This window comes from Rothia sp. CCM 9419, assembly GCF_048512815.1.
Taxonomy (GTDB): domain Bacteria; phylum Actinomycetota; class Actinomycetes; order Actinomycetales; family Micrococcaceae; genus Rothia.
Genome location: NZ_JBLXXY010000004.1, coordinates 62,035 through 86,661 on the forward strand (window position 1 = coordinate 62,035; position 24,627 = coordinate 86,661).

Sequence of the window (24,627 nt, forward strand, 5' to 3'; positions counted from 1 at the left end):
TAATTATGAAACTTTTCTCCCCACTAAAAACATTCTTCCTAGCACTGCTAAGCGTTCTCGCCCTCATCACAGGGATGAGCACCGCCTATGCGCTCCCTCCAGGGGGAGCGTCACCAAACACACCGGGAACAAGCTCCACCGTATCTCCGACAACGGTACGAGCCGGCGATACCGTATCTTTTACCGTGAGCGGATTCCCCGCCAATGAACAAGTACGTGTAAAAGTTGATGACGGTGCTGCGTGCCCTCGTGACGCCGCTCAAGGTGCGTGTGTTGTTCATCAGCAAAAGAGCGACGGAAACGGAAATGTTCGTGGTTCCTTCTTACTTCCTCGTGACCTCGAAGAAGGAGAACACACCTTACGTTTCTTGGCAACCGAAGTAATTCGTAATGCCTCAGGAGAACAGCAAGGAACCAAAGGATACTCTAATCAGTCTCCCATCTTCACCGTTGTTGGAGTGAATGAAAACTCTGCAGGAGGCACCGTCATCAGCTTGACTCCTGACCAAGTAAACCAGCGTGATCACCAGAACAACAGCTCTGCAGATCACTCCACACAGAACCAGACTGACCAGAATACTCAACAGAAAAACTCTGGTAACAATACTTCTGGCTCATCCAATAACGGAAGTTCCGAGCACCATTCTGACGAGAAGAATTCTTCTGGAGAACATTCTGGCCATCAGCACAATAATGCTTCCTCTGATAGCAACGAAAATGTTGAAGAAGAAATTGTCTACACTGATGCAGACGGAAACGTTATTTCTCGCGAAGAATATGACAAACTCATGGCTGCTTCTGAAAACAAGGACAAAAAACCTGCCTCATCTAGTCCTTCTGCTAGTTCATCTGCTTCTTCTTCAGCAAAGCCCTCAGCATCTTCGGCAACACCTTCTGCAACTACTGATGCAGTAGCACAAGAGAACTCTTCTAAAGTAACTGAAGAATCTGGAAATAGTGTCCCTTGGATTGGTATTGGAGCATTCCTTGCAGCTTTGATTGCTGCTGGAGTTATTGTCTTCAAACGTCGTAACGAAGCATAAAATATCTCTTGCTGAAAGGGTGGCCGGTGAGTTCTCCTGCCCAGACCGTACGGTATACGCAACGTATCCGTTGGATTATACTATTCGTAGTATTAAGCTGTATTGGAATAGTGCTCTCTATTCTCTTCGGCTCGCATTCACTCACCTTGCACGATATCTGGTCAGCCTTGACCGGCCACTCTTCTGGCATTGAAGAAAAAATTATTTGGGAACAGCGTATCCCTCGCACTCTTCTAGCAATTCTTTGTGGCGCAGCTTTAGCGGTCTCTGGGTCACTCATGCAATCTCTCACCCGTAACCCCCTTGCCGAGCCTGGCCTATTGGGAATCAACGCTGGTGCGTCGGTAACCGTTGTATTATCGGTGATTTTTTGGGGAGTGCTCAGCATCGGTCACTACCTCATCGCCTCTTTCATCGGTGCTAGCATCGCAGCTGTAGCAGTGTATTTTCTAGGCCAAGGGACAAGCCATTCTATTGTGCGTTTAGCTTTAGCCGGTGTTGCTATCTCTGCTGCATTAAGCGCCTTAAACCAAGCACTTATTCTTAGCAATCAAGACGCATTTAACGAGTTTCGTTTCTGGGTAGCCGGATCTTTAGAAGCTAGAGATATGTCTATTGTGTATGCTGTTGCTCCCGTTATTGGGGTAGGCCTCATACTTGCCTTCGTCGTTACTCCTGCCATACATGCTCTATCACTTGGAGAAGAAGCTGCTATAGCATTGGGCGTTCATGTGAGAAGAACACAGTTTTTATCGCTTCTGGCGGTAACCTTACTGGCTGGATCTGCAACAGCCGCTATCGGGCCGATTTCTTTTGTCGGACTAGCAGTACCTTTTATTGTTCGTTATGTGTTAGGTAATGACGTCCGATGGGTGACTAGCGGTTCAGCTCTTGTTGGCCCACTCTGGATCTTACTAGCAGATGTTATTGCACGCATTATCATTGCTCCTCAAGAAACCCAAGTAGGAATTATCGCCACACTTGTGGGCGCACCACTATTTATTGTGTTGATGTCACGCAGGAAGGTCGATGCACTATGAAAAATGTGTCAAAACCCTTGCGAATTCACGACAACCTTGCTGGTCAAAAAGTTCTCAGTCTTTCTGCTGGCTTAGTTTCTTGGCAAATAACCTGTCGCGTATTGGTCTACTGTCTAACACTGTCATTACTGATCATTGCCATGAGCTTTTGGGCCATGCTTCAAGGAGATTATCATCTGAGCCCGTTACAAGTTCTTCAAGCTTTTTACGGTGAAGGTAACAGACTCGGCATATATTTTGTGACTGAAGTACGTGCTCCACGTATTATCGCTGCCCTCATCGTCGGCGCTGCACTAGGAATTTCTGGAGCAATTTTTCAAGGCATATCAGGAAATTCTCTCGGCTCTCCAGACATCATCGGTTTCACCAACGGGGCAGCTACGGGTGCCCTTATCACCATTATCCTAGGTAACGCCACACCACTAGAAATTGCGGTGGGCGCTGTTTTAGGAGGTTTCGGAACATCACTGGCTGTCTGGTTCTTAACACGCCATACGGGTTTAAGAGGGTTCCGCCTTGTACTTATCGGCTTGGGTCTTGGGGCAACTCTTTCGGCGGTGAATTCTTTGCTGGTAGTACGAGCCTCTCTCACTCAAGCTCAAACTGCAGCATCATGGCTTGCCGGATCATTGAACACTATGAACTGGAATAAAATCATTTTTCTTGCAGTGTTCTTTACCGTACTCGTACCATTCTTGCTCCTACTTGCTCGCCCTTTAGACATTTTGAACTACGGCGATAACGTGGCATCCGGATTAGGGGTGAATGTTTCTACCATTCGAGTTCTTGCCCTTTTTGTCGGAGTGATTCTCGTATCCTTAGCTACGTCTGTGACCGGTCCACTAGCTTTTGTGGCTCTAAGCGCACCGCATATTGCACAAAAAATTGCTAAGAAGCGAACACTTTTCGCGGCAGGGCTGACCGGTTCTACTCTAGTTCTTGGCTCTGACCTTATCGGACAATACGCCTTCAATATGACGCTACAAGTGGGCATTGTGACAGGAGCTCTTGGCGGACTCTACCTTATCTACCTCATTGCAACGGAACGGAAGAAATAAGAATCTATGGAACAGCACGTAGCATCACGTCTTGAAGCCCATGATGTATCCGTCGGTTACGGTGAACATCGCGTCATTGAGGGAGTAGATTTCAAAGTTTTAGAAGGTGAACTCACCGTTATTCTTGGCCCTAACGCCTGTGGAAAGTCCACGCTCCTCAAAACTCTTGCGCGGGTTATTCCTCACCAGAAAGGTGAAGTATATCTTGACGGACAAAAGATGTCGGGTCTGAAATCAAAGAACATTGCACAGATTCTTGCCATGCTTCCTCAAACACCTCAAGCACCTTCTGGGGTGAATGTTTTTGACGTCGTTTCTCGAGGACGATACCCCCACCAGAGTCTGCTCAGCTCATGGAGCGAAGAAGACGAACAAATCGTCATTGATGCGATGAAAGCTGCAAATGTTCTTGAACTTGCTGATCGCCCTATCGAAGCACTTTCAGGAGGACAACGACAACGCGTCTGGATTGCGATGACTTTAGCTCAGCAAACACCGCTCATCCTACTCGACGAACCAACCACATACTTAGATATTACTCATCAAATCGAGGTTCTTAACCTTACCCAACGCCTACACCGGAGCGGACGAACTATCGCTGTTGTCCTCCATGATTTGAACCTCGCCTTCCGCTATGCAACGCATGTTGTGCTCATGAAAGACGGAGCAATTATTGCTCAAGGGCAACCACAAAAGATTGTTACTTCAGAGCTCATCCGCAAAGTCTTTGACCTAGATTGCATGATTATGCAAGACCCCTACACCGGTACACCCATGGTTGTTCCTGCCGCAGAACAAGAAGACCACGTATAGAAGCAAAAATACTCGTGAAGAATATCTCGAAGACTACCCAAAACAGTGCTGTAGATACATCAGAGCAAGCCTTAGCAAGCGCTCGCCGAATGCCCCCTAAAATTGCGCGCCCAACACCTCTAGTGCAAGTTTCTTCTGCTGTTATCGATACGATACATAAGAATCTTCACCACGCAAAAATAACAACTGATGAAGCAGCAGAGAGACTTTTAGCTATTGCTCAGCAGGGGAGTCCTCTCATAGAATCAGCTTCGTCTGACGATGAGCGTATCGTGACCTTCCTCTACCATGATCGGCAAGCTGAACAGGTGCTGATTTTTGTGAATCGTCTAACGGATGAGAAAAATATTGACGATTCTTTAATGAAACCTATTGGAAAGACCGGTTGGTTTAGTAAAAGCTTCTTGATGAAGACCAACTGGCGGGCTTCCTATTGTTATATTCCCGCTTATGCAGGTCAGACTCCGGTTTGGGTTACACAAGGCCAGCAGGTTCGTTTACGTGCAGCCTTAGACTCTGGTTATGCTGATGTATACAATCAGCATCGGTGTCTCAACCGCGCAGGTAAAGAACTAAGCGTCGTATCTTTATCTGAAGCCCCCGAACAACGGTATTTACCGGAGATGGAACAGCTCCGTTCTTTAGATAAACCCAAGTGGGTGCAGGCTCCCGAAGACCGCCAGATACTCGTACACTCTTTACCTCACGCGACAAAAGATTCACCGATAGCTCTTGTCTTTGACGGTGAGGTATGGCTGTCGATGGGTCTTCAACTGATGCTTGAAAGTGCTTTTGCTGAAGGCGCATTAGACCCTATGCACGTAGTGTTTGTGCATTCGGGAGGTAGAGAACGACGTTGGGCTGAGTTAGACGGTACAGCACCTATGGGGCAGTATCTAATATCGTCTTTAATTCCGTGGCTTGAAGAACAATATGGTATCGGCATATCTCGTGGTTCTTTGATGGTGATGGGACAGTCTTTAGGAGGGCTTTCTTCCTTGTTACTTGCCCTAGATTATCCTCAAGAAGTTGGTGCTGTGATTTCCCAGTCTGCCTCTTTATGGCAACCAGTTGTTGCTGAATCATTACAACGTATTGTCTCTGAGAATGAGCAGGAACGTCTATCTCACCTATATTTTGATATTCAGGTGGGTGCTCAAGAATGGGTGTTAGAGCCTCCTCATCAAATTTTTGTTCGTCAACTTCGGCAAACTCCTGCCACCGTAAATTTCACTGTTTTCAATGGTGGACATGACTACGCGTGTTGGCGTGGAGACCTCATTCCGGCAATAAATCGAGCTCAAAAATATATGGCACGAAGGAAAGACCATCATGACTCATAATATTTTTCGTTCTGCTTTAATTCCTCCTCCAGCTATACCAGAGCAGTACGCTCAGCGTTATCGAGAAGAAGGCCTGTGGATTGATCAGACACTCCCCGAATTTTTCGTGGAGCAATGCCAACGTCATGCTGAATCTCTTGCTGTAGTTGGGCACTCACATACTTTATGGGAAGAGAAAACTCCTCCGACTATTCGATGGACGTATGCCGAACTTTCTCAGCACGGGTGGGATATTGCCTCTCGTTTGCGTGCTGGAGGTGTTCGTCCCGGAGATAGGGTGCTTTTGCAATTACCGAATATCGCTGAATATATGAGTGCGTTGCTCGGTATCTTTTACGCGGGGGCTTTACCTGTCTTTTGTATGCCTTCACATCGGGAGCGAGAGCTATCTCATTTTGCTCGTAAGACTGATGCCGCAGCGCATATCTTTTCTTCTCGTGTACCTGGAATGGACCTATCAGCAGTCTATTCTTCTTACTCTCAGATGCTTCGTGATGAGGGGAAAATTCCCCCACTTGGATATGATGTTTGTCATCCGTGGGAGCTTAAAGAGCAAGAACATCTGCAAGAGTTAACAACTGTGGTGAACACTCCTGCGCAGAAGAAGAGCGAACAAGTAGCGTTCTTACAACTGTCTGGAGGAACCACTGGTGTTTCTAAACTGATTCCGCGCACTCATGCTGATTATTTATATTCGGTACGAGAATCTGCAAAGATTTGTCAGCTACGAAGTGATAGTACTTTTTTGGTGGTGCTTCCTGCTTCACATAATTTTACGATGAGTTCTGCGGGAATCCTTGGGGCAATGTATGTTGGCGCAACCATCGTCTTTGCTGCAGATCCGAGCCCGCAGACTGCGTTTACTCTTATTGCTCGAGAGAATGTTAAAGTTGCGGCTTTAGTCCCTCCGCTAGTACAAGCGTGGATTGCTTCTGCACAACGACGTACCCCCGATTTGAGTTCTTTAGAGCTTCTTCAAGTGGGTGGAGCCAAGCTATCACGGTCTGTTGCTCAAAATATTAAACCTGTGCTGGGGGCAACCTTACAACAAGTTTTCGGTATGGCTGAAGGCCTTGTTAACTACACACGTGCAGAGGATAGCGATGAACTACGATATAACACTCAAGGTAAGCCCATCAGCGCCTTTGATGAAATACTAATCGTGGACGACCACGACAACCCTGTTCCGGTGGGTGTCTCTGGACATTTACTGACTCGAGGACCTTATACGATTCGTGGTTATTATGATGAGCCTGCCATTAACGAGAAAAGTTTCACTGAAGATGGGTTTTACCGTTCTGGGGATATTGTGAAATTACATCCCGATGGAAGCCTAGAAGTGACAGGACGTGCCAAAGATCAAATTAACCGTAATGGCGAAAAAATTGCGGTTGATGAGATCGAAGATTTGGCGTTATCTCACCCTAAAATCTATGACGCTATTGCGTTAGGAATCCCGGATAAGACTGTTGGCGAACGCGTCTGTTTGGTAGTTGTTCCTTATCCCGGAGAACATTTTGAGGCGAATGCATGTGAAGAGCTTCAACACTTTTTCACAGAGCAGGGACTTGCCTCATATAAGATTCCTGAACGTGTAGAGGTGATGCGCTCTTTACCGACAACAAAAGTTGGAAAAATTTCTCGAAAAGATGTGCGAGTTCAGCTACTCGAAACATTGTCATACTCATAAAAAAACTTTGAAAGGAATGTCTCATGACTTCTGAGAACACATTACGTTCTATTCTTCAGAAATACCTTCACGATGCTGACTCTCTAGCACGTGCTTTTGATGAACCCCAAACAGATTTATTTACTTTAGGGTTGGACTCGATGGGTGCTTTTGCTCTCTTAGATGACCTTGCTCAAGCTGGTATTCATGTGGAATTTACCGAATTGGTTGCAGACCCCACAACAGCCTTTTTAAGTTCCCGTTAATTTCCATATTTTTCTATAGCTTTCTCAGCAGCCAGCTGAACGCTCACCATAAAAATTAGGATTTAGAGAAAAGACACTTCAACGATGGATTGTGTATCTTCCTCCCCACAAGAACAGTGGTTACCTCTGCTTTCTTCTGCTCGTGGTATTTTCTTCGCCCAAGAATTAGATCCCGAAAACCCCTGCTATAACACTGCCGAGGTTTTGGAGTGCCCAGAAGAGATGGATATACAGTTGCTACGTCAAGGACTGCAACAGGTGTACCAAGAAAATGAAAGTTTTCGTGTGCAGTTAAGAGCCTTTGACGGAAAACCTCAACAACGTTTAATCTCTCTTGAAGACTTCGTTGATATCAACCCATTGTTCCCCATCGTTGAGCTTTCTCAAGAACACGACCAAAACCTCAGCGAAGAGTATATTCAAGGACATTCGTCTTTACCATCTCCTGTTGCTCGGTGGGCGCTTGAGCTGATGCGTCGCCCCTTAGACCTTGGCTCTGGGCAGACGGTTCGTAGCCAAGGAATTCTATGGCAGGGACGTTTATGGCTAGTACATATTTTTCACCATAGCGTTGCCGATGGTTTTGCTGTTTTTAATGCTTTAGGTCGTGTCTTGAGTATCTATCGGGCGTTGAAACAGGGGCAACCGATACCCGAGGTGAAGCGAGGCTCATTGCGTTCTCTCCTCGAGGCTGACGCACAGTCTCACGCTATCGAGCAGGAGCAACAAAATTTCTGGGAATCAAACCCGATGTGGAACTCCCAAGAGTTGCAGGTCGACAGCGCCGAACCGCTATTGGGTGTTCTTAGCCAGCCTGACACAACGATTGCAGGTTACCGTGAACCGGCTTCATCGTACCCGTGGAGGGCATGTACTGAGCTTGACCAAAACACTGAAAAGCTTTTATTAGAGCTCAGCCAAAAATATAAAGTTGCGTGGCCAACTGTTGTTATCGCTGGCATTGGTGCGTATTTGACACGGGCTAGTTATAACCAGCATGTGTCAGTAGGCATCCCGCAAATGAACCGGATGCTTCCTGCACAACAGCAACCTTTTGCTACTGCCTGTGCACAAATTGGTTGTACTGCAGTCAACGTCTTACCGGTACTTGTGTCAGCTAGGCTCTCTGGGGAAGAACAGATACATCAGGTCCATCAGCAACAACAGCGTAATCAACGATATGCGCTGGTTCGTCAAGAAGAGCTTGAGCGTCTGGCTCACCGTCATCAGGGGCGCCTTTTTGGTGCACAGATTAATGTTGTTCCTTTTGACTCTTCTTATCGGGTTCCAGAAGGACGTGTTATCGTACATAACCTTAATGCTGGTCCTGTTGATGATATGACGTTCTGTCTTCGTGGTATGCCTGGGCGGGGGCAAGGCATCAGCTGTGAAATTGACGCAAACTCAGCTCTTTATACTTTTGATGAGACACAACGACATCTTACCCGTCTGGTGTCGTGGCTTAACGGTTGGGCTCAGGATCTTCTTACTGAAGATGGTGCAGAAACGCTGAGCATTTGCACCTCAGAAGAGCTACAGGAGCTAGAAAAGTTTAATAGTACGGCTCATCCCGTAACCTATCGCAGCCTTTTAGAGCGTTTTCAACATCAAGTGAAGAAAACCCCCGATGCTATTGCTGTGAGAGCAAGCGCGGCAATACATTGTGATGCACCAAATGCTTTGATATGCGATAGAGAACTCACCTACGCGGAATTAGATGCTCAAGCGCGAGTTTTTGCTGGTGCACTCAAACATCATGGAGTATCAGCTCATGATGCGGTGGGCCTTCGCTTCCATCGCGGTATTGAACAATATATTGCGGTGTATGGTTTGCTCTATGCTGGTGCCGTATATGTTCCTCTTCTACCTGAGCTACCTGCAGAACGAGTCAGTTCTATGGTGCAAGATGCTAATATCAGGCTCATTATTCATGGTCCTGAAACACCTCCACAAGATGGTTCTTCTGCACCGACCATCCCCGAAATTCATTGGGACCAGTTGGAGCTAAAATCAGAGCACAACATAGCATCAGAGAAGTATCTAGGCGAAAAGATATCTTTAGATGACGCCGCCTATATTCTCTTTACCTCTGGGTCTACCGGACGACCTAAGGGTGCTGCTATTTCCCACCGTGCTATTGATAATCGACTTCGTTGGCAACAACATCAGATTCCGATATCAGACGGCGATGTCGTTTTACATAAGACCCCTATTTCTTTTGACGTTCATGTGTGGGAGCTGTACTGGCCGTTACAAGAAGGCGCAACAGTGCTAATTGCTGCACCAGAAGGGCATAAAGATCCCACATACCTTGCACGAGTTATCTGTGAACAGAACGTAACCTGTGTGCATTTTGTGCCAGCAATGCTGACTCTTTTCCTCAACTCACCTACCGCTTCGCGTATTCTTCAAGAGCGTCCTCCCAAAAACTTACGGTATGTTGTATGCAGCGGTGAAGCCTTATTAACAGAACACGTGACAAGAACCCACCAATTATTAGGGGTTTATCCGCTTAACCTTTATGGTCCAACTGAAGCTGCTGTTGACGTGACCTATTTTGATACGGCAGAAGAACCTCAACGTCACCCTATTCCTATTGGCAAACCTGTATGGAACACTCACTGCTATATTGTTGACCCCACCGGAGCTGTGGTACCTGCTGGTGTGACCGGAGAATTGGTGCTTGCAGGCGTTCAACTTTCTCAAGGATATTGTGGGAACCCTGACGCTAACGAACGTAGCTTCTTTACTATGGCAGATACCGGTGAACGCTGTTACCGCACGGGAGATATCGCCCAATGGAATGATGACGGAACCATCACCTATCGTGGACGTAACGATGCTCAAGTCAAAATTGCTGGGCAACGTCTTGAACTAGGCGAAGTAGAAAGCGTATTAAACGCTTCTCCTCTGATTCGTTCTGCTATTGCTCGCATCGAATATCGTGGTTCTGAACCCGTTTTAGCTGCAATCTACGAGATGGCAGAACCCTACTCTGAGCACCTAGTCGAGGACTCTATCTCCCAGGTACGTCAGTATTGTGCTGAACATCTTGCCCCCTACATGGTCCCGACCCTGTGGGCGGTACTTCCTGAACTACCCGTTGGTACAAGCGGAAAGATTGATCGAAAGTCTTTGACGAATATCGATTACGGAGCATCTCAGACAACTGTAGATACTCCCGAGACTCTTCAAGAAGAGCAACTCTGCGCTTTATATGCAGAAGTTCTTGGCGTGGAACATTATGGTGCTCAAGAAAACTTCCTTCTATCTGGTGGAAACTCTCTTAAGGCTTTAGAACTAGTTGCTTTATTAGAACGTCGTCTAGGTATTCGCTGTACCTTAGGAACGATATTTGCTGCACCTACGCCACGAGAGCTTTCAGCTGCTATGGGCCATGATGAACGTCGAGAATTCTCTCACGTGTTGATACTCAGGGAAGGTTCTCGCGAGCAAATACCGTGGGTCTTTTTAGCGCCTGCTGGCGGGTTAGGGTGGAGCTATTCTTCGTACATGGCGCATTTACCAGAAGACGCCTCAGTTATTCTTTTACAGACTCCACATTATGAGGACCCCGAATATCCTGAACCTCAGAGCATCGAAGAATTAGCCCTATACTATGTTGGGTTGCTTGAGAGCTTGGAGCTAGCGACCTTTTATCTGGTGGGCTGGTCTGTTGGCGGAACAGTCTCTGTTGATGTGGCATCTTTGGCGAGCGCTCGCGGGATGAAGGTTAAACAATGTGTCATTCTTGATGGTTATCCTGCTCAGCAGTGGGCTTCTGTAGCTGAGCCGAGTGAAGAAGACACGTACCGTGCGTTACTGCGTATGGGAGGTATTGACACGGAAGAGTCTCCGTTGTCTTTGGGACGGGCTGTTGAGCTTTTAAAAGGTTCAGGATCTGCACTAGGGCATTTGGGGGAGCGAGACCTTCAGACGTGTATTCGTACGATGGGGTATCACACTCGGTTGATGCGTTCTTCTACTCAACGTGTTTTTAACGGCGATACCGTTGTGATTGCTGTTGCTCATGATGATCAGCCTTTCTTGGATGCTTCTGCATGGGCGAAGCAGGCTCCTCATGTGCGAGTTCATCATATTAAGGGTGTTCATCCGTCATTGGTTCAGCCGTCTCGGGTTCAAGAGATTCTGACATTATGCAAGAGTGATGTTTCTTAACTATTTAATAGGTTCTTGTTCATAAAACGTCATGTATTTATTGCTGAATATTGAGGATATTCTCAGATTATGTAGTGAGAGCGCTTTTTTGAAAAGTTATCAGTTGTGGTGTTGAGAATAAGAGGTGAAGTCCATGAAGATTGTTGAGTTTACGGACTTTTGAAGTGATGGTCAATTAGGAATAAAAAATATCACCTATTTATTAAATTAGCTTGCACTCAACGGTTAAATAGGACATCCTTAATTACGGTTCTTTCTGACCTTCCTCGAGGGGAAGTTGTATGGGGAAAGAACATGCTAAACATACACTTTCAGGTTGTATTTCAGACCTGTTCCTCCGATGGGAATATTATGACTCTCAATAAGCGCAATCGTTTCACTACTTCTGCCCTGGTGGGCATGAGCGCGCTCTCTTTGCTCGGATCTTCTTTTGTAGTTCCAGCTCAGGCGGATGAGCCGGCACGCTCCATCAGCGTTGATGCACAGCAGACTCAGGGGCTGCCAGGTCAGTTCCAGACCGCATACTCCAAGACCAACAACAAAATGTGGGTTGCTGGCGCATTCTTGCGTGCAAACACTGTTTCAACCATTGCTCGCGTTAATCCTGAGACAATGAAGATTGAAGCAGCTGCTGAACTACCTGTTGGTCGTTTCGGCACTGGTGTTCAAGCTGGCCTCACCTATATGGGCGCATACGGTATTGCTGTTGACGATGTGAACAACACCGTCTGGGTTACCAATACCCGTAGCAACGCTGTTTCTGTCTTTGACCAAGACACGATGGAGCTCATCTGGACAAACTACAATGTTATGGAGAGCATCCCCGTCATTGAGCACCCTCGCTCTGTCATCATCGACAATACCCATAACAAGGCTTACGTCACCGGACGCTACAACGTTTGGTCGGTAGATCTTACCAGCCATGAGATTAAGAACCTTGCTATCAAGCCTGAGAGCGATGCACGTGTTCTTACCATGAACCCCACTATTGATGAGAACGCTGGTCTACTGTATGTACCAGAACGTTCTAGCGATACTGTTCAGATTATCGATTTGAACACCTTTACTGTTGCTAAGGAATTCCCTGTACACGCAGATACTGCAGGTACTCCCATTCTTCCTTCTGCGGTAGCTATCGATCATTCCCTCCGTGAAATCTACATTTCTTCGCAGGGTACCGAGGGTGTTAACTCTGGCGTGACCGTTTACGACTTGGATACTCATGCATATAAGAAGAGCATCCCCTTCGGTACTCGTTCACTTTCTATCGTCAACGATGAAGAGCGTGACCTCGTCTACGTAGCTGACTTCGGTAGCGGTTCTGTTGGTGTTATCGACGCTGCTGCTGGCAAACTAGTTGCAGACGTAGACACTGGTGAACGTGGCGCTAACGACTTGGCGTTGGCAAACGACGGTTCTGTCTTTGCTGTCGATAAAGCAACCTATGCAGAAGACGTTTACGTTCCCTTTGCCTTGGACTACGTCACCGGTCAGCGCGTACCTGGTACTAGCACCAACATTTTGGGTAAAGAAACCAGCATTGAAGCTAACTCCTTTATCCGCTTTGCCGTAGAGACAGCACCTGCACAGGCTGCTGATAATTCTTCAGCTGAACAGGACACCGTCACTAATACAGACGGTGCTACCGTTACCGGTGTTAAGGTTGCTGAGAACGGTAAAGATCTCGTCTTCAGCGGTACCGGATGGACCACTAAAGATGGTGAAGGTTCTGTGCTTGCTGCAAAGTTTGACATGGGCGGCGTGAGTGTTCTTGAACCCGTAACCAACCCTGTCAACGGAAAAGCTATTCCAAATAAGACCGTCTACGGTGTTGTTCAGGCTGGTGCTGATGGTTCTTGGACTGCAACCTTGCCATTCCCCACCCCCGAAAACTCCACTGCTACTGCCGAGGACTGGGCTGCTGGAACTGAACACTCTGTAACCTTCTTGAGTGGTTCTCTGACTCAGAATGATAACGGCCGTGCAGTAACTTTTGATTTCAAAGTTGGCGCACCTGCAGTAGCTGCAGATCCCGAAGTTAAGGTTGTTACTCCTGCAAAGGTCGATTTCCAGGGATACCCTGAGCTCACAAAGACTACCGATAAAGATTTCACTGTTGTTTCCTTCAAGGACAACAATGACAGCGTTATCTTCCACAATGAAATTCAGTGGCTCGGTGAACATAGCGTGGCTAAGGGCTGGGATGACGGAACTTACCGTCCTTTCGAAAACATTGATCGTGGTGCAATGGCTGCGTACATGTATCGTCTAGCTGGTTCACCTCGCTACCGCGCTCCTGAAGAATCTCCTTTCAAGGACGTTCCTACCGATCACGTGTTCTATAAGGAAATTGCATGGTTGCAGCAGGCTGGTATCACTACCGGTTGGGCAGATGGCACTTACCGCCCATCTGAACCTATCAAGCGTGACGCTATGGCGGCCTTCTTCTACCGTGCAGCTGGCTCTCCTGAGTTCACTGAGCCTGCTCACTCCTTCAAAGATGTTTCTAACGCAGACATCTTCCACAAGGAAATCGCATGGATGAAGGAAAACGGCATCAGCAAGGGCTGGGAAGATAACACTTACCGTCCTTATGAAAACAACAAGCGTGACGCTATGGCGGCATTCGTTTACCGTTTTGCACAGAACGTTACTTTTGAAGCTAGCGCAAAGAAGTAAATAGTGTTTCGTTGAGAAACGAGGAGTCTGGCGGTTGCTAAGACTCTAATCCTGAAGGGGTAGGGCACTCAAAATATTTTGAGTGCCCTACTTCTTTTTAACGTTCATCCTAAGTGTCGTTAATTACAGGAATATCTTCTGGTTGGGGGCTGTCTTAGCAGTGAAAAACTATGCTAGAGTATTCGTTTGTATGGGTTTTTGTGCCCAAACGTTTAACCACGGATTTTTTCGTGCCAAAGCATAATGCCGCTCTACTGGCGGGGTTCGCCCGCTTTACTAGCGGGTCCAGATGTTCCTGGCATGGATTAGTCCCAGGCGTATCCGCTAACCCGCATCAAAATGATGAGGGACCGGTGCGTCAAACATCCCGTAAAAATGTTCCGCAAGGCTAGTCCACAACATACCGTGCGGCTGGAACCGGCGAGACGACAGGAGAAATATGATTCAGCAGGAGTCACGACTGAAGGTCGCTGACAACACTGGTGCGAAGGAAATCCTGACCATCCGTGTTCTCGGTGGTTCTTCCCGTCGTTACGCAGGCATTGGCGACATCATCGTCGCAACCGTCAAGGATGCAATTCCTGGCGGTACCGTCAAGAAGGGCGACGTTGTTAAAGCAGTTGTCGTCCGTACCAAGAAGGAAACCCGTCGCCCAGACGGCTCCTACATTAAATTCGATGAGAACTCCGCAGTCATCATCAAAAACACTGATGGCGACCCCCGCGGTACCCGTATCTTCGGGCCAGTTGGGCGTGAGTTGCGCGATAAGAAGTTCATGAAAATTATCTCGCTTGCTCCGGAGGTGCTCTAACTCATGGCTAAGATCAAGTCCGGTGACCTCGTACAGGTCATCTCAGGTGCAGATCGCGGTAAGCAGGGTAAAGTTCTGCGCGTCTTCCCGAAGACCAACCGTGTGCTCGTTGAGGGCGTAAAAATCGTCACCAAGCACAACAAGGCAAACCCGATGACCGGTGCAGCCGGTGGAATCGAAAAGGTTGAGGCACCGATTCACGTATCTAACGTAGCAATCGTTGATCCCGAGACCAAAAAGCCGACTCGCGTTGGTTTCCGCCTCGAGACTGAAGAGCGTAATGGCAAAACTCGTACCGTTCGCGTACGTTACGCCAAGAGCTCAGGTAAGGACATCTAATGACCGAAACCAAGATTACCCCTCGCTTCAAGACTAAGTTCAACGAAGAGGTTACCCCAGCTTTGCAGGAGCAGTTCAACTACTCCAACGTGATGCAGGCTCCCAAGGTTCTTAAGGTTGTTGTAAACATGGGTGTTGGCGAAGCTGCTCGCGACGCAAAACTCATGGATGGCGCTATCCGCGACCTCACCGCAATTACCGGTCAGAAACCTCTCGTAACCCGCGCGAAGAAGTCCATCGCACAGTTCAAACTGCGTGAAGGTCAGCCTATCGGTGCTCACGTCACTCTACGTGGCGACCGCATGTGGGAATTCCTCGATCGTTTGATCACCCTCGCACTGCCTCGTATCCGCGACTTCCGCGGTCTATCCGATCAGCAGTTCGATGGTAACGGTAACTACACGTTCGGTTTGACCGAACAGTCAATGTTCCACGAAATCGATCAGGACAGCATCGATCGCGTTCGCGGTATGGATATCACCATTGTGACCTCCGCAAAGACTGACGACGAAGGCCGCGCATTGCTTAAAGCGCTTGGCTTCCCTTTTAAGACCAAGTAACGACTACGTTGTAGGTCCCTCCTAAAACTACAAACATGTAGGGGAGAGGAAACCATAACGAGGAAGGGCAAGAGCCCACCATGACTATGACAGATCCTGTCGCAGATATGCTGACCCGTTTGCGCAACGCAAACTCGGCATACCACGACACCGTATCTATGCCTTACTCCAAGCTCAAGGGCCGCATTGCGGAAATCCTTAAAGCTGAAGGCTACATCGCTGAATTCCAGGTAGAGGACGCAAAGGTCGGTAAGACCCTCACACTCAGCCTCAAATTCGGCCCCTCGCGTGAACGTTCCATCGTAGGCGTTCGCCGTATTTCCAAGCCGGGCTTGCGTGTATACGCAAAATCCACCAACCTCCCTCAGGTTCACGGTGGACTCGGTATCGCAATCCTGTCCACCTCTTCAGGTCTGCTTACTGACAAGCAGGCAGCGAAGAAGGGTGTTGGCGGCGAAGTCGTCGCTTACATCTGGTAGTCGGTAAGAAGAGAAAGGAAGAAGAATGTCACGTATTGGACGTCTCCCCATCTCGGTTCCTGCCGGCGTTGAGGTAAAGATTGATGGCAACTTGGTTACCGTAAAGGGCTCTAAGGGCGAATTGTCCCGCGAGATCTCTGCACCTATCACTGTTGCTTTGGAAGACGGTGTTATCACTGTTTCCCGTCCGAATGACGAGCGCACTTCTCGCGCTCTCCATGGTCTTTCCCGCACCCTAATCAACAACATGATTATTGGTGTAACTGAAGGCTATGCAAAGAAGCTCGAAATCGTTGGTACCGGTTACCGCGTAATGGCAAAGGGCTCCGACTTAGAGTTCGCTTTGGGATACTCCCACCCAATTTCTGTGAAAGCTCCTGAAGGAATTACTTTCACCGTTGAGGGCGCGAACAAGCTGACCGTTTCTGGTATTAACAAGCAGCAGGTTGGTCAGGTTGCCGCTAACATCCGCGGTCTCCGTAAGCCTGATCCTTACAAAGGCAAAGGTGTTCGCTACGAAGGCGAGCAGATCCGCCGCAAGGTCGGAAAGGCTGGTAAGTAATAATGGCTATCAAGTCAAAGGCAGCTGCGCGCAAGCGTCGTCACGTACGCGTTCGCAAGTACGTATCTGGCACCGCTGTACGTCCTCGTCTGAGCGTAACCCGTTCCACCCGTCACATGTTCGTTCAGATCATTGACGATGTTAAGGGTCACACTCTTGCATCAGCTTCCACCATGGAAACTGAATTGCGTAACGCTGAAATGGATAAAACTGCAAAAGCTAAGCGCGTCGGTGAACTCGTTGCCGAACGTGCAAAAGCAGCTGGCATCGAAGCCGTTGTCTTCGACCGCGGTGGTAACAAATACCACGGTCGTGTAGCAGCAGTGGCTGAAGGCGCACGCGAAGGAGGTCTGGCACTCTAATGAGCGAACAGACAGTAAATGAAAAGGAAACTCAGGTGACTGAAACAACCGCTGAAGCAGTTGAAACCACCGAGAACTCCTCTGCACGTGAAGAGCGCCGCGGAAACCGTGGCGAGCGTCGTGGTAACCGTGGCGAGCGCCGCGGAAACCGTGGTCGTGAAGAGGAACGCGAGAGATACATCGAGCGCCTCGTAACCCTTAACCGTGTTTCTAAGGTCGTCAAGGGTGGTCGTCGCTTTAGCTTCACCGCTTTGATGGTCGTCGGTGACGGTAACGGCATGGTCGGTATCGGCTACGGTAAGGCTAAAGAAGTTCCTGCAGCGATTATTAAAGCAGTTGAGGAAGCAAAGAAGAATTTCTTCCGCGTTCCTCGTGTTGATGGTCGCACTATCCCTCACCGCGTTCAGGGTGAGGCAGCAGCTGGCGTTGTTATGCTCCGCCCTGCAACCGCAGGTACCGGTCTTATCGCTGGTGGTCCTGTACGCCACGTTCTTGAAGCAGCTGGCGTTCACGACGTACTTTCCAAGTCTTTGGGCTCCTCAAACCAGATCAACATTGTTCACGCAACTGTTGCAGCGCTCAAGCAGCTTGAAGAGCCTGTAGCTGTTGCTGCACGCCGTGGTCTTGCTCAGGATGAAGTTATTCCTAACTTCTTGCTCAAGTCCAAGTCTGATAAGGCAGGTGCGTAATGGCCGGTAAGCGAATTCAGCCCAGCGACGCTAAACTTGAGATTACTCAGATCAAGTCTTACGTCGGACAGAAGCAGAACATGCGCGACACCCTTCGTTCCCTAGGTCTTAAGCGCCCAGGCAACAAAGTTGTTCGCACTGCAGACCCCGTCACCTGTGGCATGGTTAACACCGTTGCTCACTTGGTGAAGGTTCAGGAGGTCAAGTAAAGATGGCACAAGACGCTATCAAAATTCACGATCTGCGCCCCGCACCGGGTGCCCACAAAGCTAAAACCCGCGTAGGTCGCGGTGAAGGCTCAAAGGGTAAAACTGCAGGTCGAGGTACCAAAGGTACCAAGGCGCGTTACCAGGTTCGTCCTGGCTTTGAAGGTGGACAGCTTCCATTGCATATGCGCCTTCCAAAGCTTCGTGGCTTCAAGAACCCTTTCCGCACCGAATACCAGGTTGTTAACTTGGATCGCCTTGCGGAGCTCTTCCCTGAGGGCGGCGACGTTACCGTTGACGCACTCGTAGCAAAGGGCGCAGTTCGTAAAAACGAATTGGTTAAGGTTCTCGGCGACGGCGAACTTAACGTTAAAATCAACATCACCGTTGATAAAGCTTCCAAGTCTGCTATCGAAAAGATTGAAGCAGCTGGCGGCACCGTTACCGTTAAGTAATATCGCTTAGCTCAAAACGCGAAGGCCTCGTATGGTATAGCTTGTGCTATCCATACGAGGCCTTTCGCTCTCTAAAGTTATTCTTTGCCACATTTTCGCTTGTTTTCGCTGATATTAGGGGAAGTTAAGTCTTGAGATTATGTCGTTCACCCTCTAAACAAGCTAGACTAAATGAGACTGTGTACAGCATCGTGCCATGATGAGTTAAAACTCAATCTGAAGACGATGCATTGACCCAACTTATATTTACAGGAGGACATGTGCTTAGCGCGTTCGGTCGGGCTTTTAAAACCCGCGATTTGCGGCGTAAGCTGCTGTTCACCCTGGGCATTATCGTAGTGTACCGATTTGGTGTTTTTATTCCAGCACCGGGTATCTCTTACGGCAACGTTCAGCAATGTCTAGCGCTCGGTAACACTACCGGAGGCGTCTACGATGTGGTGAACCTCTTTAGCGGTGGCGCATTGCTACAGCTGTCAATTTTTGCTCTTGGTGTGATGCCTTATATTACTGCTTCTATTATTGTGCAGTTGTTGAGAGTTGTCATCCCACGCTTTGAACAGCTTCATCAAGAAGGCCCGCAGGGACAAACCAAACTCACGCAGTACACCCGCTATCTGACAATTGGTCTTGCCCTCTTGAATGCAACAACAATTGTTACGCTAGCTCGTACCGGAACTTTGCTAGGGGAGTGCCCACTTCCTATTATTCCCGATGAGAGCTTGGCCCATATCCTTCTGATTATTGTTGTTCTTACTGCAGGAACAGGCGTCATCATGTGGTTGGGTGAGCAAATCACCGAAAAGGGCGTCGGTAACGGCATGTCCTTGCTGATTTTCACCTCTATTGCAGCGCAATTTCCGACTTCCTTGGGTAGTATCGCTAGATCTCAAGGGTGGGGGGTCTTTGCCGCCATCTGTGCTATAGGATTTGTCGTCATTATCGCCGTTGTCTTCGTTGAGCAATCACAGCGTCGTATCCCCGTTCAATACGCAAAGCGTATGGTGGGGCGTCGTACCGTACAGACTCGTTCAACGTATATCCCCTTGAAAGTGAATATGGCCGGTGTTATTCCGTTGATTTTCGCTTCATCCATGCTTCTTGTTCCAGGTTTGATTGCAAACTTCAATACTCCTCGTGATGGTACTGCTCCTCCAGAATGGGTCAACTGGATTAACACCTATCTTGTTCGTGGAGACCACCCTCTGTATATGTTGCTTTACTTCTTCATGATTCTAGGATTTGCATATTTCTATGTTTCTATCACCTTTAATACCGAAGAGGTTGCCGGAAACATGAAGAAATACGGTGGCTTCATTCCCGGAGTTCGTGCAGGACGAGACACCCAAGAATATCTCTCGTATGTTCTGAACCGTATTACTTTGCCAGGTTCCTTGTACTTGGCAATTATCGCGATGATTCCGCTTATTGCGTTGGTACTGTTTAACGCAAACCAGAACTTCCCATTTGGCGGTACCTCATTGCTCATTGTTATTGGCGTTGGTTTGGATACTGTGAAACAGATTGACGCTCAGCTACAACAACACAATTACAAAGGATTGCTACGATGAATCGTTTGCTCATCATTGGACCTCCCGGTGCAGGTAAAGGAACCCAAGCTGCTCGTATTGCAGACAAGCTCAATATTCCTGCTATTTCAACAGGTGACATCTTCCGTAAAAATATTAAGGAAGAAACTCCCCTTGGAAAAGAAGCAAAAAGCTATATCGACGCTGGAAACCTCGTACCAGACTCGGTCACCAACAACATGGTGCGTGCTCGTTTAGCTGAAGAAGATGCTCGAGATGGTTTCCTTCTTGATGGATACCCTCGCAATACTGCTCAGGTGGCTGAACTTGATGAGATTCTCAAAGAACTTGGGCAAGAAATTGACCAGGTACTTTTGCTCATTGCTGATAACGATGAACTCGTAGAACGTCTTCTTGGGCGCGCTGCTGAACAAGGACGCACCGACGATACGGAAGAAGTGATTCGTCACCGTCTGAAGGTCTACGAAGAACAGACTGCACCTTTGCTCTCTGTATACCGTGAACGTGCCTTGATTCAAGAAGTAGATGGTCTTGGAGAAATTGACGATGTAACGACTCGTATCCTTGAGGCCTTGAAGAAATAATATTCTGATAGGTTGTTGTGCCCCCGACAAGTTGCGGGGGCACAACAGCTTAAAAGAATAAAAATCACCTGCATTGTGTCTTCAACATAGTGCTGAGAAAGGACGTTCTGATGGGACGCATCGAATATAAAACAGATCAACAATTACGTTGGATGGCTCAAGCAGGAGTCATTACTTCTCGTGCGCTGGATGCTGCCGTGCACGCTGCAGAAGCTGGGATAAGCACTAACGAACTCGACGTCGTTTTCCGGAATGTGCTGAAAGAACATAACGCTACGTCAAACTTTTTGGGGTATTACGATTATCCTGCAACTATTTGCACTTCGGTCAATGATGAGGTCGTTCACGGTATTCCCGGGGATAGAGTTCTAGCCGTTGGCGATATGATTTCTATTGATGGAGGAGCCATTGTCGTTGATCCGCAAGGTAAAAAATGGAATGGTGATTCTGCACGAACTAAGCTCATCGGAGAGGTGAGCCAAGAACGTCGAGAACTTTCTGAAATAACTCGTGCTGCAATGTGGCATGGTATTGCTGCTATGGCGACAGCACGCAAAGTTGGAGAAATTGGTTTAGCGATTGAGAACTTCGTCCGTTCCGAGACTGGCGATAAATATGGAATTATCGAAGATTTTGTAGGTCACGGTATCGGTACGCAAATGCATATGGCTCCAGAGGTACTGAACTATGCGGCACGAGATCTAGGCCCTCGTTTGAAGAAGGGGATGGCCTTGGCTATTGAACCGATGTTGGTTACCGGCGGCATTGATACCCGAACTCTTGCTGATGAATGGACCATCGTTACTGCTGATGGTGGCGACGCGTGCCAATGGGAGCATAGTGTAGCTCTTCACTCTGAGGGCATTTGGGTATTGACCGCAGAAGATGGCGGCGCGGAGGAACTCTCTAAGCTTGGTGTTACCGTCAAACCTATTCCTGCTTAGTCTGGTTGAAAGAAGAACGCAGCACACACTGAGTCTCATCTCCCACATTTGGTGAGACATGAAGAAAGATATTATGAGCACAACTCACACAAAAACTTCGGTGGAGATTTCTAATGTCCGCCCTGCCCCTGGAACTATTGCGCTACGTGCTCCACGTCGTGAACAGCCTCCTCGTCATATTGCTGATTTTGATATGAAAGGTCGCCGTGCTTTTTTGGAGGAACTTGGTTATCAACCATTCCGTGCAGCACAGTTATCAAAACATTATTTTGAACGTTTGGTGAGCGATCCTGCCCTTATGACGGATTTACCTGCTGCTGACCGCGAAAAAATGGTATCCGAGGCTATGCCACAACTCCTGACTCCGGTACGTACTCTTGAAGCAGATCAAGGTAATACGTTGAAGGTTGTTCACCGTCTTTTCGACGGCGCGATGGTTGAATCCGTCATCATGCGATATGAGAATCGTGTGACGATGTGTATTTCTTCGCAAGCTGGTTGCGGTATGAACTGTCCGTTTTGCGCTACGGGGCAGCAGGGGCTAACACGTAATCTGTCAACTGCCGAAATTGTTGAACAGGTTGTTGCGGGAGCTCGTTATCTTAAAGAGATGAAAGGCCTTGAACAAGCTGGCGATGGCGCTGAGGATACTCGCCCCTTACGAGTGTCGAATATCGTGTTTATGGGTATGGGCGAAGCTCTTGCAAACTATAAACGTACGATGGGTGCGGTGCACCGTTTGATTGACCCATCTCCGGAAGGCCTTGGTATATCTGCTCGCGGTATTACGATGTCTACCGTGGGGCTTGTGCCAGGTATGCGTAAATTCGAGATGGAAAAACTTCCGATTACCCTTGCCCTATCTTTGCACGCCCCTGACGATGAACTACGCGATGAGTTAATTCCTATTAACACTCATTGGAAAGTTGATGAGGCGCTGGACGCCGCGTATAGCTATTATCGGACTACTGGGCGCCGTATTTCCATTGAGTATGCGTTGATTCGAGATATTAATGATCAAGGATGGCGTGCCGATCTTTTAGGGAAGAAGTTGGCACAGCGAGGACGCGGGTGGGTTCATGTGAATCCCATTCCGTTAAACCCGACTCCCGGTTCAAAGTGGACGGCTTCTCGTAAAGGTGTGGAGCAGAACTTTGTGGAGCGTTTACGCGCTCATGGTATTCCAACCACTATTCGTGATACTCGTGGGTCGGATATTGACGGAGCCTGTGGACAGCTAGCTGCTCAGGAATAATTCGTGCCACGCAACATGCTCAATGAGTGCAATATCACGTGATGATTACTCAAATGGGTTAACTTTTGAGCAGATATCCCGTACACTAGATTGTTGGTTGTCTCTACCGTTCCTCGTGTTCTGTGTAGGGATAGCTCACAAGATAAGTTCAATGTCTGATGTGGATTCATTAGGCACCGACGTTAGCGGAGGATATGGCCAAGAAAGACGGCGTCATTGAGATTGAAGGTTCTGTGGTCGAAGCTCTACCCAACGCGATGTTTCGTGTTGAGTTGGACAACGGACACAAAGTACTAGCTCACATCTCAGGCAAGATGCGTCAGCACTACATTCGAATCCTGCCTGAGGATCGAGTTATTGTGGAATTGTCCCCTTACGACCTCTCACGCGGTCGTATTGTCTACCGCTATAAATAAACAGCATAATAAACGTCGCTTAACGCGGCGTTTAACGTGCGTTAAATAGGGGATAACGTTCTCTACGTATGTAGGGAAACCTCTTATCCCGCCCAACTGTAACTGCAAATAATTGCAATCAACGCAAAGGAATGCGATGAAGGTCAAGCCGAGCGTTAAGCCGATCTGCGATAAGTGCAAAGTGATTCGCCGTAATGGCAAAGTCATGGTGATCTGCGAAAATCCGCGCCACAAGCAGCGTCAGGGCTAATAACTTAATAGTTCTGAACAATGCTCATCCGTTTCAAGAACGGGTTCATGAAATAGGCACCGCTTCTAAAAACTACGTATAGGTATTTTAGAATACCTCCGGACACAGAGGCCGGGGACTGGAGATAACCTCCAGGCAGTGATGCCATAGACCTCTGATATCAATAAGGAGAACAGCCAATATGGCACGTCTCGCTGGAGTCGATCTTCCCCGCGAAAAGCGCGTGGAAGTAGCTCTTACATACATCTACGGCGTGGGTAAAACCCGTGCACACGAAACACTCGAGGCTACTGGAATTAGCCCTGACGTGCGCGTTAAGGACCTGAGCGATGCTCAGCTCGTTTCGCTTCGTGACTTCATCGAAGGTAACTACAAGGTTGAAGGTGACCTCCGCCGTGAGGTTGCTGCAGATATTCGCCGCAAGGTTGAGATTGGTAGCTACCAGGGTCTGCGTCACCGCCGCGGTCTGCCCGTACACGGTCAGCGCACCAAAACTAACGCTCGTACCCGTAAGGGTCCAAAGCGTACCGTTGCTGGTAAGAAGAAGTAATAACGCGTTGTTTCAGTCCATCACTTCTTGTTGGACCAACGTATTCACCAAACCTTTGTAGGAGAATCAAAAATGCCTCCCAAGACTCGTGCAGCGGCACGCAAAACTAGCCGCCGCAAGGTAAGCAAGAATATTGTTGCCGGTCAGGCACATATCAAATCCACTTTTAACAACACCATTGTTTCTATTACTGATCCCTCTGGTGCAGTCATTTCATGGTCATCTGCTGGTGAAATGGGATTCAAGGGCTCACGTAAGTCCACCCCATACGCAGCTCAGATGGCTGCTGAGACTGCTGCAAAGCGAGCTCAAGAGCATGGCGTTCGTAAGGTAGACGTTTTCGTTAAGGGTCCAGGATCCGGTCGCGAAACTGCAATTCGTTCACTTCAGGCAACTGGCCTCGAAGTTGGTTCGATTCAGGACGTTACCCCTGTTGCTCACAACGGCTGCCGTCCGCCGAAGCGTCGTCGCGTCTAATTTTTAGAAGATGCGGTTCTCCCGAGTCCTATGACTCGGGCGGTCGGT

At 48.2% G+C, this 24,627-nt stretch carries 26 protein-coding genes; all 26 read left to right on the forward strand.

Going from position 1 to position 24,627, the window contains the following annotated elements:
• Window positions 1–5: 5 nt before the first annotated feature.
• The 26 genes from ACN08W_RS04940 (at window position 6) to rpsK (ending at window position 24,579) form a co-directional block, all read left to right on the forward strand.
• Window positions 6–1,043, forward strand: coding sequence for a plasmid partitioning protein (locus ACN08W_RS04940; RefSeq protein WP_419108937.1), 1,038 nt, complete (start codon window positions 6–8; stop codon window positions 1,041–1,043).
• 26 nt (window positions 1,044–1,069) lie between these two features.
• A complete protein-coding gene (locus tag ACN08W_RS04945) occupies window positions 1,070–2,083 on the forward strand; it encodes a FecCD family ABC transporter permease (protein WP_419108938.1) in 1,014 nt (337 codons plus the stop codon).
• A complete protein-coding gene (locus ACN08W_RS04950; RefSeq protein WP_419108939.1) occupies window positions 2,080–3,141 on the forward strand; it encodes a FecCD family ABC transporter permease in 1,062 nt (353 codons plus the stop codon). Before ACN08W_RS04945 ends, ACN08W_RS04950 begins: the two co-directional genes overlap by 4 nt.
• 6 nt (window positions 3,142–3,147) lie before the next feature.
• Window positions 3,148–3,954, forward strand: coding sequence for an ABC transporter ATP-binding protein (locus ACN08W_RS04955; RefSeq protein ID WP_419108940.1), 807 nt, complete (start codon window positions 3,148–3,150; stop codon window positions 3,952–3,954).
• A 14-nt stretch (window positions 3,955–3,968) separates the two neighbouring features.
• Complete coding sequence (locus ACN08W_RS04960) at window positions 3,969–5,297, forward strand: alpha/beta hydrolase-fold protein (RefSeq protein ID WP_419108941.1); 1,329 nt, start codon at window positions 3,969–3,971, stop codon at window positions 5,295–5,297.
• Window positions 5,287–6,987, forward strand: coding sequence for a (2,3-dihydroxybenzoyl)adenylate synthase (locus ACN08W_RS04965; protein WP_419108942.1), 1,701 nt, complete (start codon window positions 5,287–5,289; stop codon window positions 6,985–6,987). Before ACN08W_RS04960 ends, ACN08W_RS04965 begins: the two co-directional genes overlap by 11 nt.
• A gap of 23 nt (window positions 6,988–7,010) precedes the next feature.
• Complete coding sequence (locus ACN08W_RS04970) at window positions 7,011–7,232, forward strand: phosphopantetheine-binding protein (protein WP_419100865.1); 222 nt, start codon at window positions 7,011–7,013, stop codon at window positions 7,230–7,232.
• Between the two features lie 84 nt (window positions 7,233–7,316).
• Window positions 7,317–11,411 carry an amino acid adenylation domain-containing protein gene (locus ACN08W_RS04975; RefSeq protein ID WP_419108943.1) on the forward strand — a complete coding sequence of 1,365 codons (4,095 nt, stop codon included), beginning with the start codon at window positions 7,317–7,319 and terminating at the stop codon, window positions 11,409–11,411.
• Window positions 11,412–11,762: 351 nt separating this feature from the next.
• Window positions 11,763–14,090, forward strand: coding sequence for an S-layer homology domain-containing protein (locus ACN08W_RS04980; protein ID WP_419102926.1), 2,328 nt, complete (start codon window positions 11,763–11,765; stop codon window positions 14,088–14,090).
• Between the two features lie 439 nt (window positions 14,091–14,529).
• Window positions 14,530–14,901, forward strand: coding sequence for a 50S ribosomal protein L14 (rplN, locus tag ACN08W_RS04985; protein ID WP_419100862.1), 372 nt, complete (start codon window positions 14,530–14,532; stop codon window positions 14,899–14,901).
• Between the two features lie 3 nt (window positions 14,902–14,904).
• Window positions 14,905–15,240, forward strand: coding sequence for a 50S ribosomal protein L24 (gene rplX / locus ACN08W_RS04990; RefSeq protein WP_419100861.1), 336 nt, complete (start codon window positions 14,905–14,907; stop codon window positions 15,238–15,240).
• On the forward strand, window positions 15,240–15,800 hold the full coding sequence (gene rplE / locus ACN08W_RS04995; RefSeq protein WP_419102925.1) for a 50S ribosomal protein L5: 561 nt from the start codon (window positions 15,240–15,242) through the stop codon (window positions 15,798–15,800). The genes rplX and rplE overlap by 1 nt, the downstream gene beginning before the upstream one ends.
• 80 nt (window positions 15,801–15,880) lie before the next feature.
• Window positions 15,881–16,279 carry a 30S ribosomal protein S8 gene (gene rpsH, locus ACN08W_RS05000; protein WP_419102924.1) on the forward strand — a complete coding sequence of 133 codons (399 nt, stop codon included), beginning with the start codon at window positions 15,881–15,883 and terminating at the stop codon, window positions 16,277–16,279.
• A 25-nt stretch (window positions 16,280–16,304) separates the two neighbouring features.
• Entirely contained in the window at window positions 16,305–16,841 is a 537-nt protein-coding gene (rplF, locus tag ACN08W_RS05005) for a 50S ribosomal protein L6 (protein WP_419102923.1), read from the forward strand.
• A 2-nt stretch (window positions 16,842–16,843) separates the two neighbouring features.
• Window positions 16,844–17,203: a 50S ribosomal protein L18 gene (rplR, locus tag ACN08W_RS05010; protein WP_419100857.1), complete on the forward strand. Its 360-nt coding sequence runs from the start codon at window positions 16,844–16,846 to the stop codon at window positions 17,201–17,203.
• On the forward strand, window positions 17,203–17,892 hold the full coding sequence (gene rpsE / locus ACN08W_RS05015; protein ID WP_419102922.1) for a 30S ribosomal protein S5: 690 nt from the start codon (window positions 17,203–17,205) through the stop codon (window positions 17,890–17,892). Before rplR ends, rpsE begins: the two co-directional genes overlap by 1 nt.
• Window positions 17,892–18,101: a 50S ribosomal protein L30 gene (gene rpmD / locus ACN08W_RS05020; RefSeq protein WP_419100855.1), complete on the forward strand. Its 210-nt coding sequence runs from the start codon at window positions 17,892–17,894 to the stop codon at window positions 18,099–18,101. The genes rpsE and rpmD overlap by 1 nt, the downstream gene beginning before the upstream one ends.
• A gap of 2 nt (window positions 18,102–18,103) precedes the next feature.
• On the forward strand, window positions 18,104–18,553 hold the full coding sequence (rplO, locus tag ACN08W_RS05025; protein ID WP_419100854.1) for a 50S ribosomal protein L15: 450 nt from the start codon (window positions 18,104–18,106) through the stop codon (window positions 18,551–18,553).
• Window positions 18,554–18,813: 260 nt separating this feature from the next.
• Window positions 18,814–20,124, forward strand: coding sequence for a preprotein translocase subunit SecY (secY, locus tag ACN08W_RS05030; RefSeq protein WP_419102921.1), 1,311 nt, complete (start codon window positions 18,814–18,816; stop codon window positions 20,122–20,124).
• A complete protein-coding gene (locus tag ACN08W_RS05035; protein WP_419108944.1) occupies window positions 20,121–20,687 on the forward strand; it encodes an adenylate kinase in 567 nt (188 codons plus the stop codon). Before secY ends, ACN08W_RS05035 begins: the two co-directional genes overlap by 4 nt.
• Before the next feature lie 110 nt (window positions 20,688–20,797).
• Window positions 20,798–21,631: a type I methionyl aminopeptidase gene (gene map / locus ACN08W_RS05040; RefSeq protein WP_419102919.1), complete on the forward strand. Its 834-nt coding sequence runs from the start codon at window positions 20,798–20,800 to the stop codon at window positions 21,629–21,631.
• A 73-nt stretch (window positions 21,632–21,704) separates the two neighbouring features.
• Window positions 21,705–22,886 (forward strand): 23S rRNA (adenine(2503)-C(2))-methyltransferase RlmN, encoded by a 1,182-nt coding sequence (gene rlmN, locus ACN08W_RS05045; protein ID WP_419102918.1) that lies wholly within the window; start codon window positions 21,705–21,707, stop codon window positions 22,884–22,886.
• A 194-nt stretch (window positions 22,887–23,080) separates the two neighbouring features.
• Window positions 23,081–23,302, forward strand: coding sequence for a translation initiation factor IF-1 (gene infA / locus ACN08W_RS05050; RefSeq protein ID WP_419100849.1), 222 nt, complete (start codon window positions 23,081–23,083; stop codon window positions 23,300–23,302).
• Between the two features lie 136 nt (window positions 23,303–23,438).
• Window positions 23,439–23,552 carry a 50S ribosomal protein L36 gene (rpmJ, locus tag ACN08W_RS05055; protein WP_419100848.1) on the forward strand — a complete coding sequence of 38 codons (114 nt, stop codon included), beginning with the start codon at window positions 23,439–23,441 and terminating at the stop codon, window positions 23,550–23,552.
• A gap of 181 nt (window positions 23,553–23,733) precedes the next feature.
• On the forward strand, window positions 23,734–24,102 hold the full coding sequence (rpsM, locus tag ACN08W_RS05060; protein ID WP_419100847.1) for a 30S ribosomal protein S13: 369 nt from the start codon (window positions 23,734–23,736) through the stop codon (window positions 24,100–24,102).
• A gap of 72 nt (window positions 24,103–24,174) precedes the next feature.
• Window positions 24,175–24,579: a 30S ribosomal protein S11 gene (gene rpsK, locus ACN08W_RS05065; protein WP_419100846.1), complete on the forward strand. Its 405-nt coding sequence runs from the start codon at window positions 24,175–24,177 to the stop codon at window positions 24,577–24,579.
• Window positions 24,580–24,627: the final 48 nt, after the last annotated feature.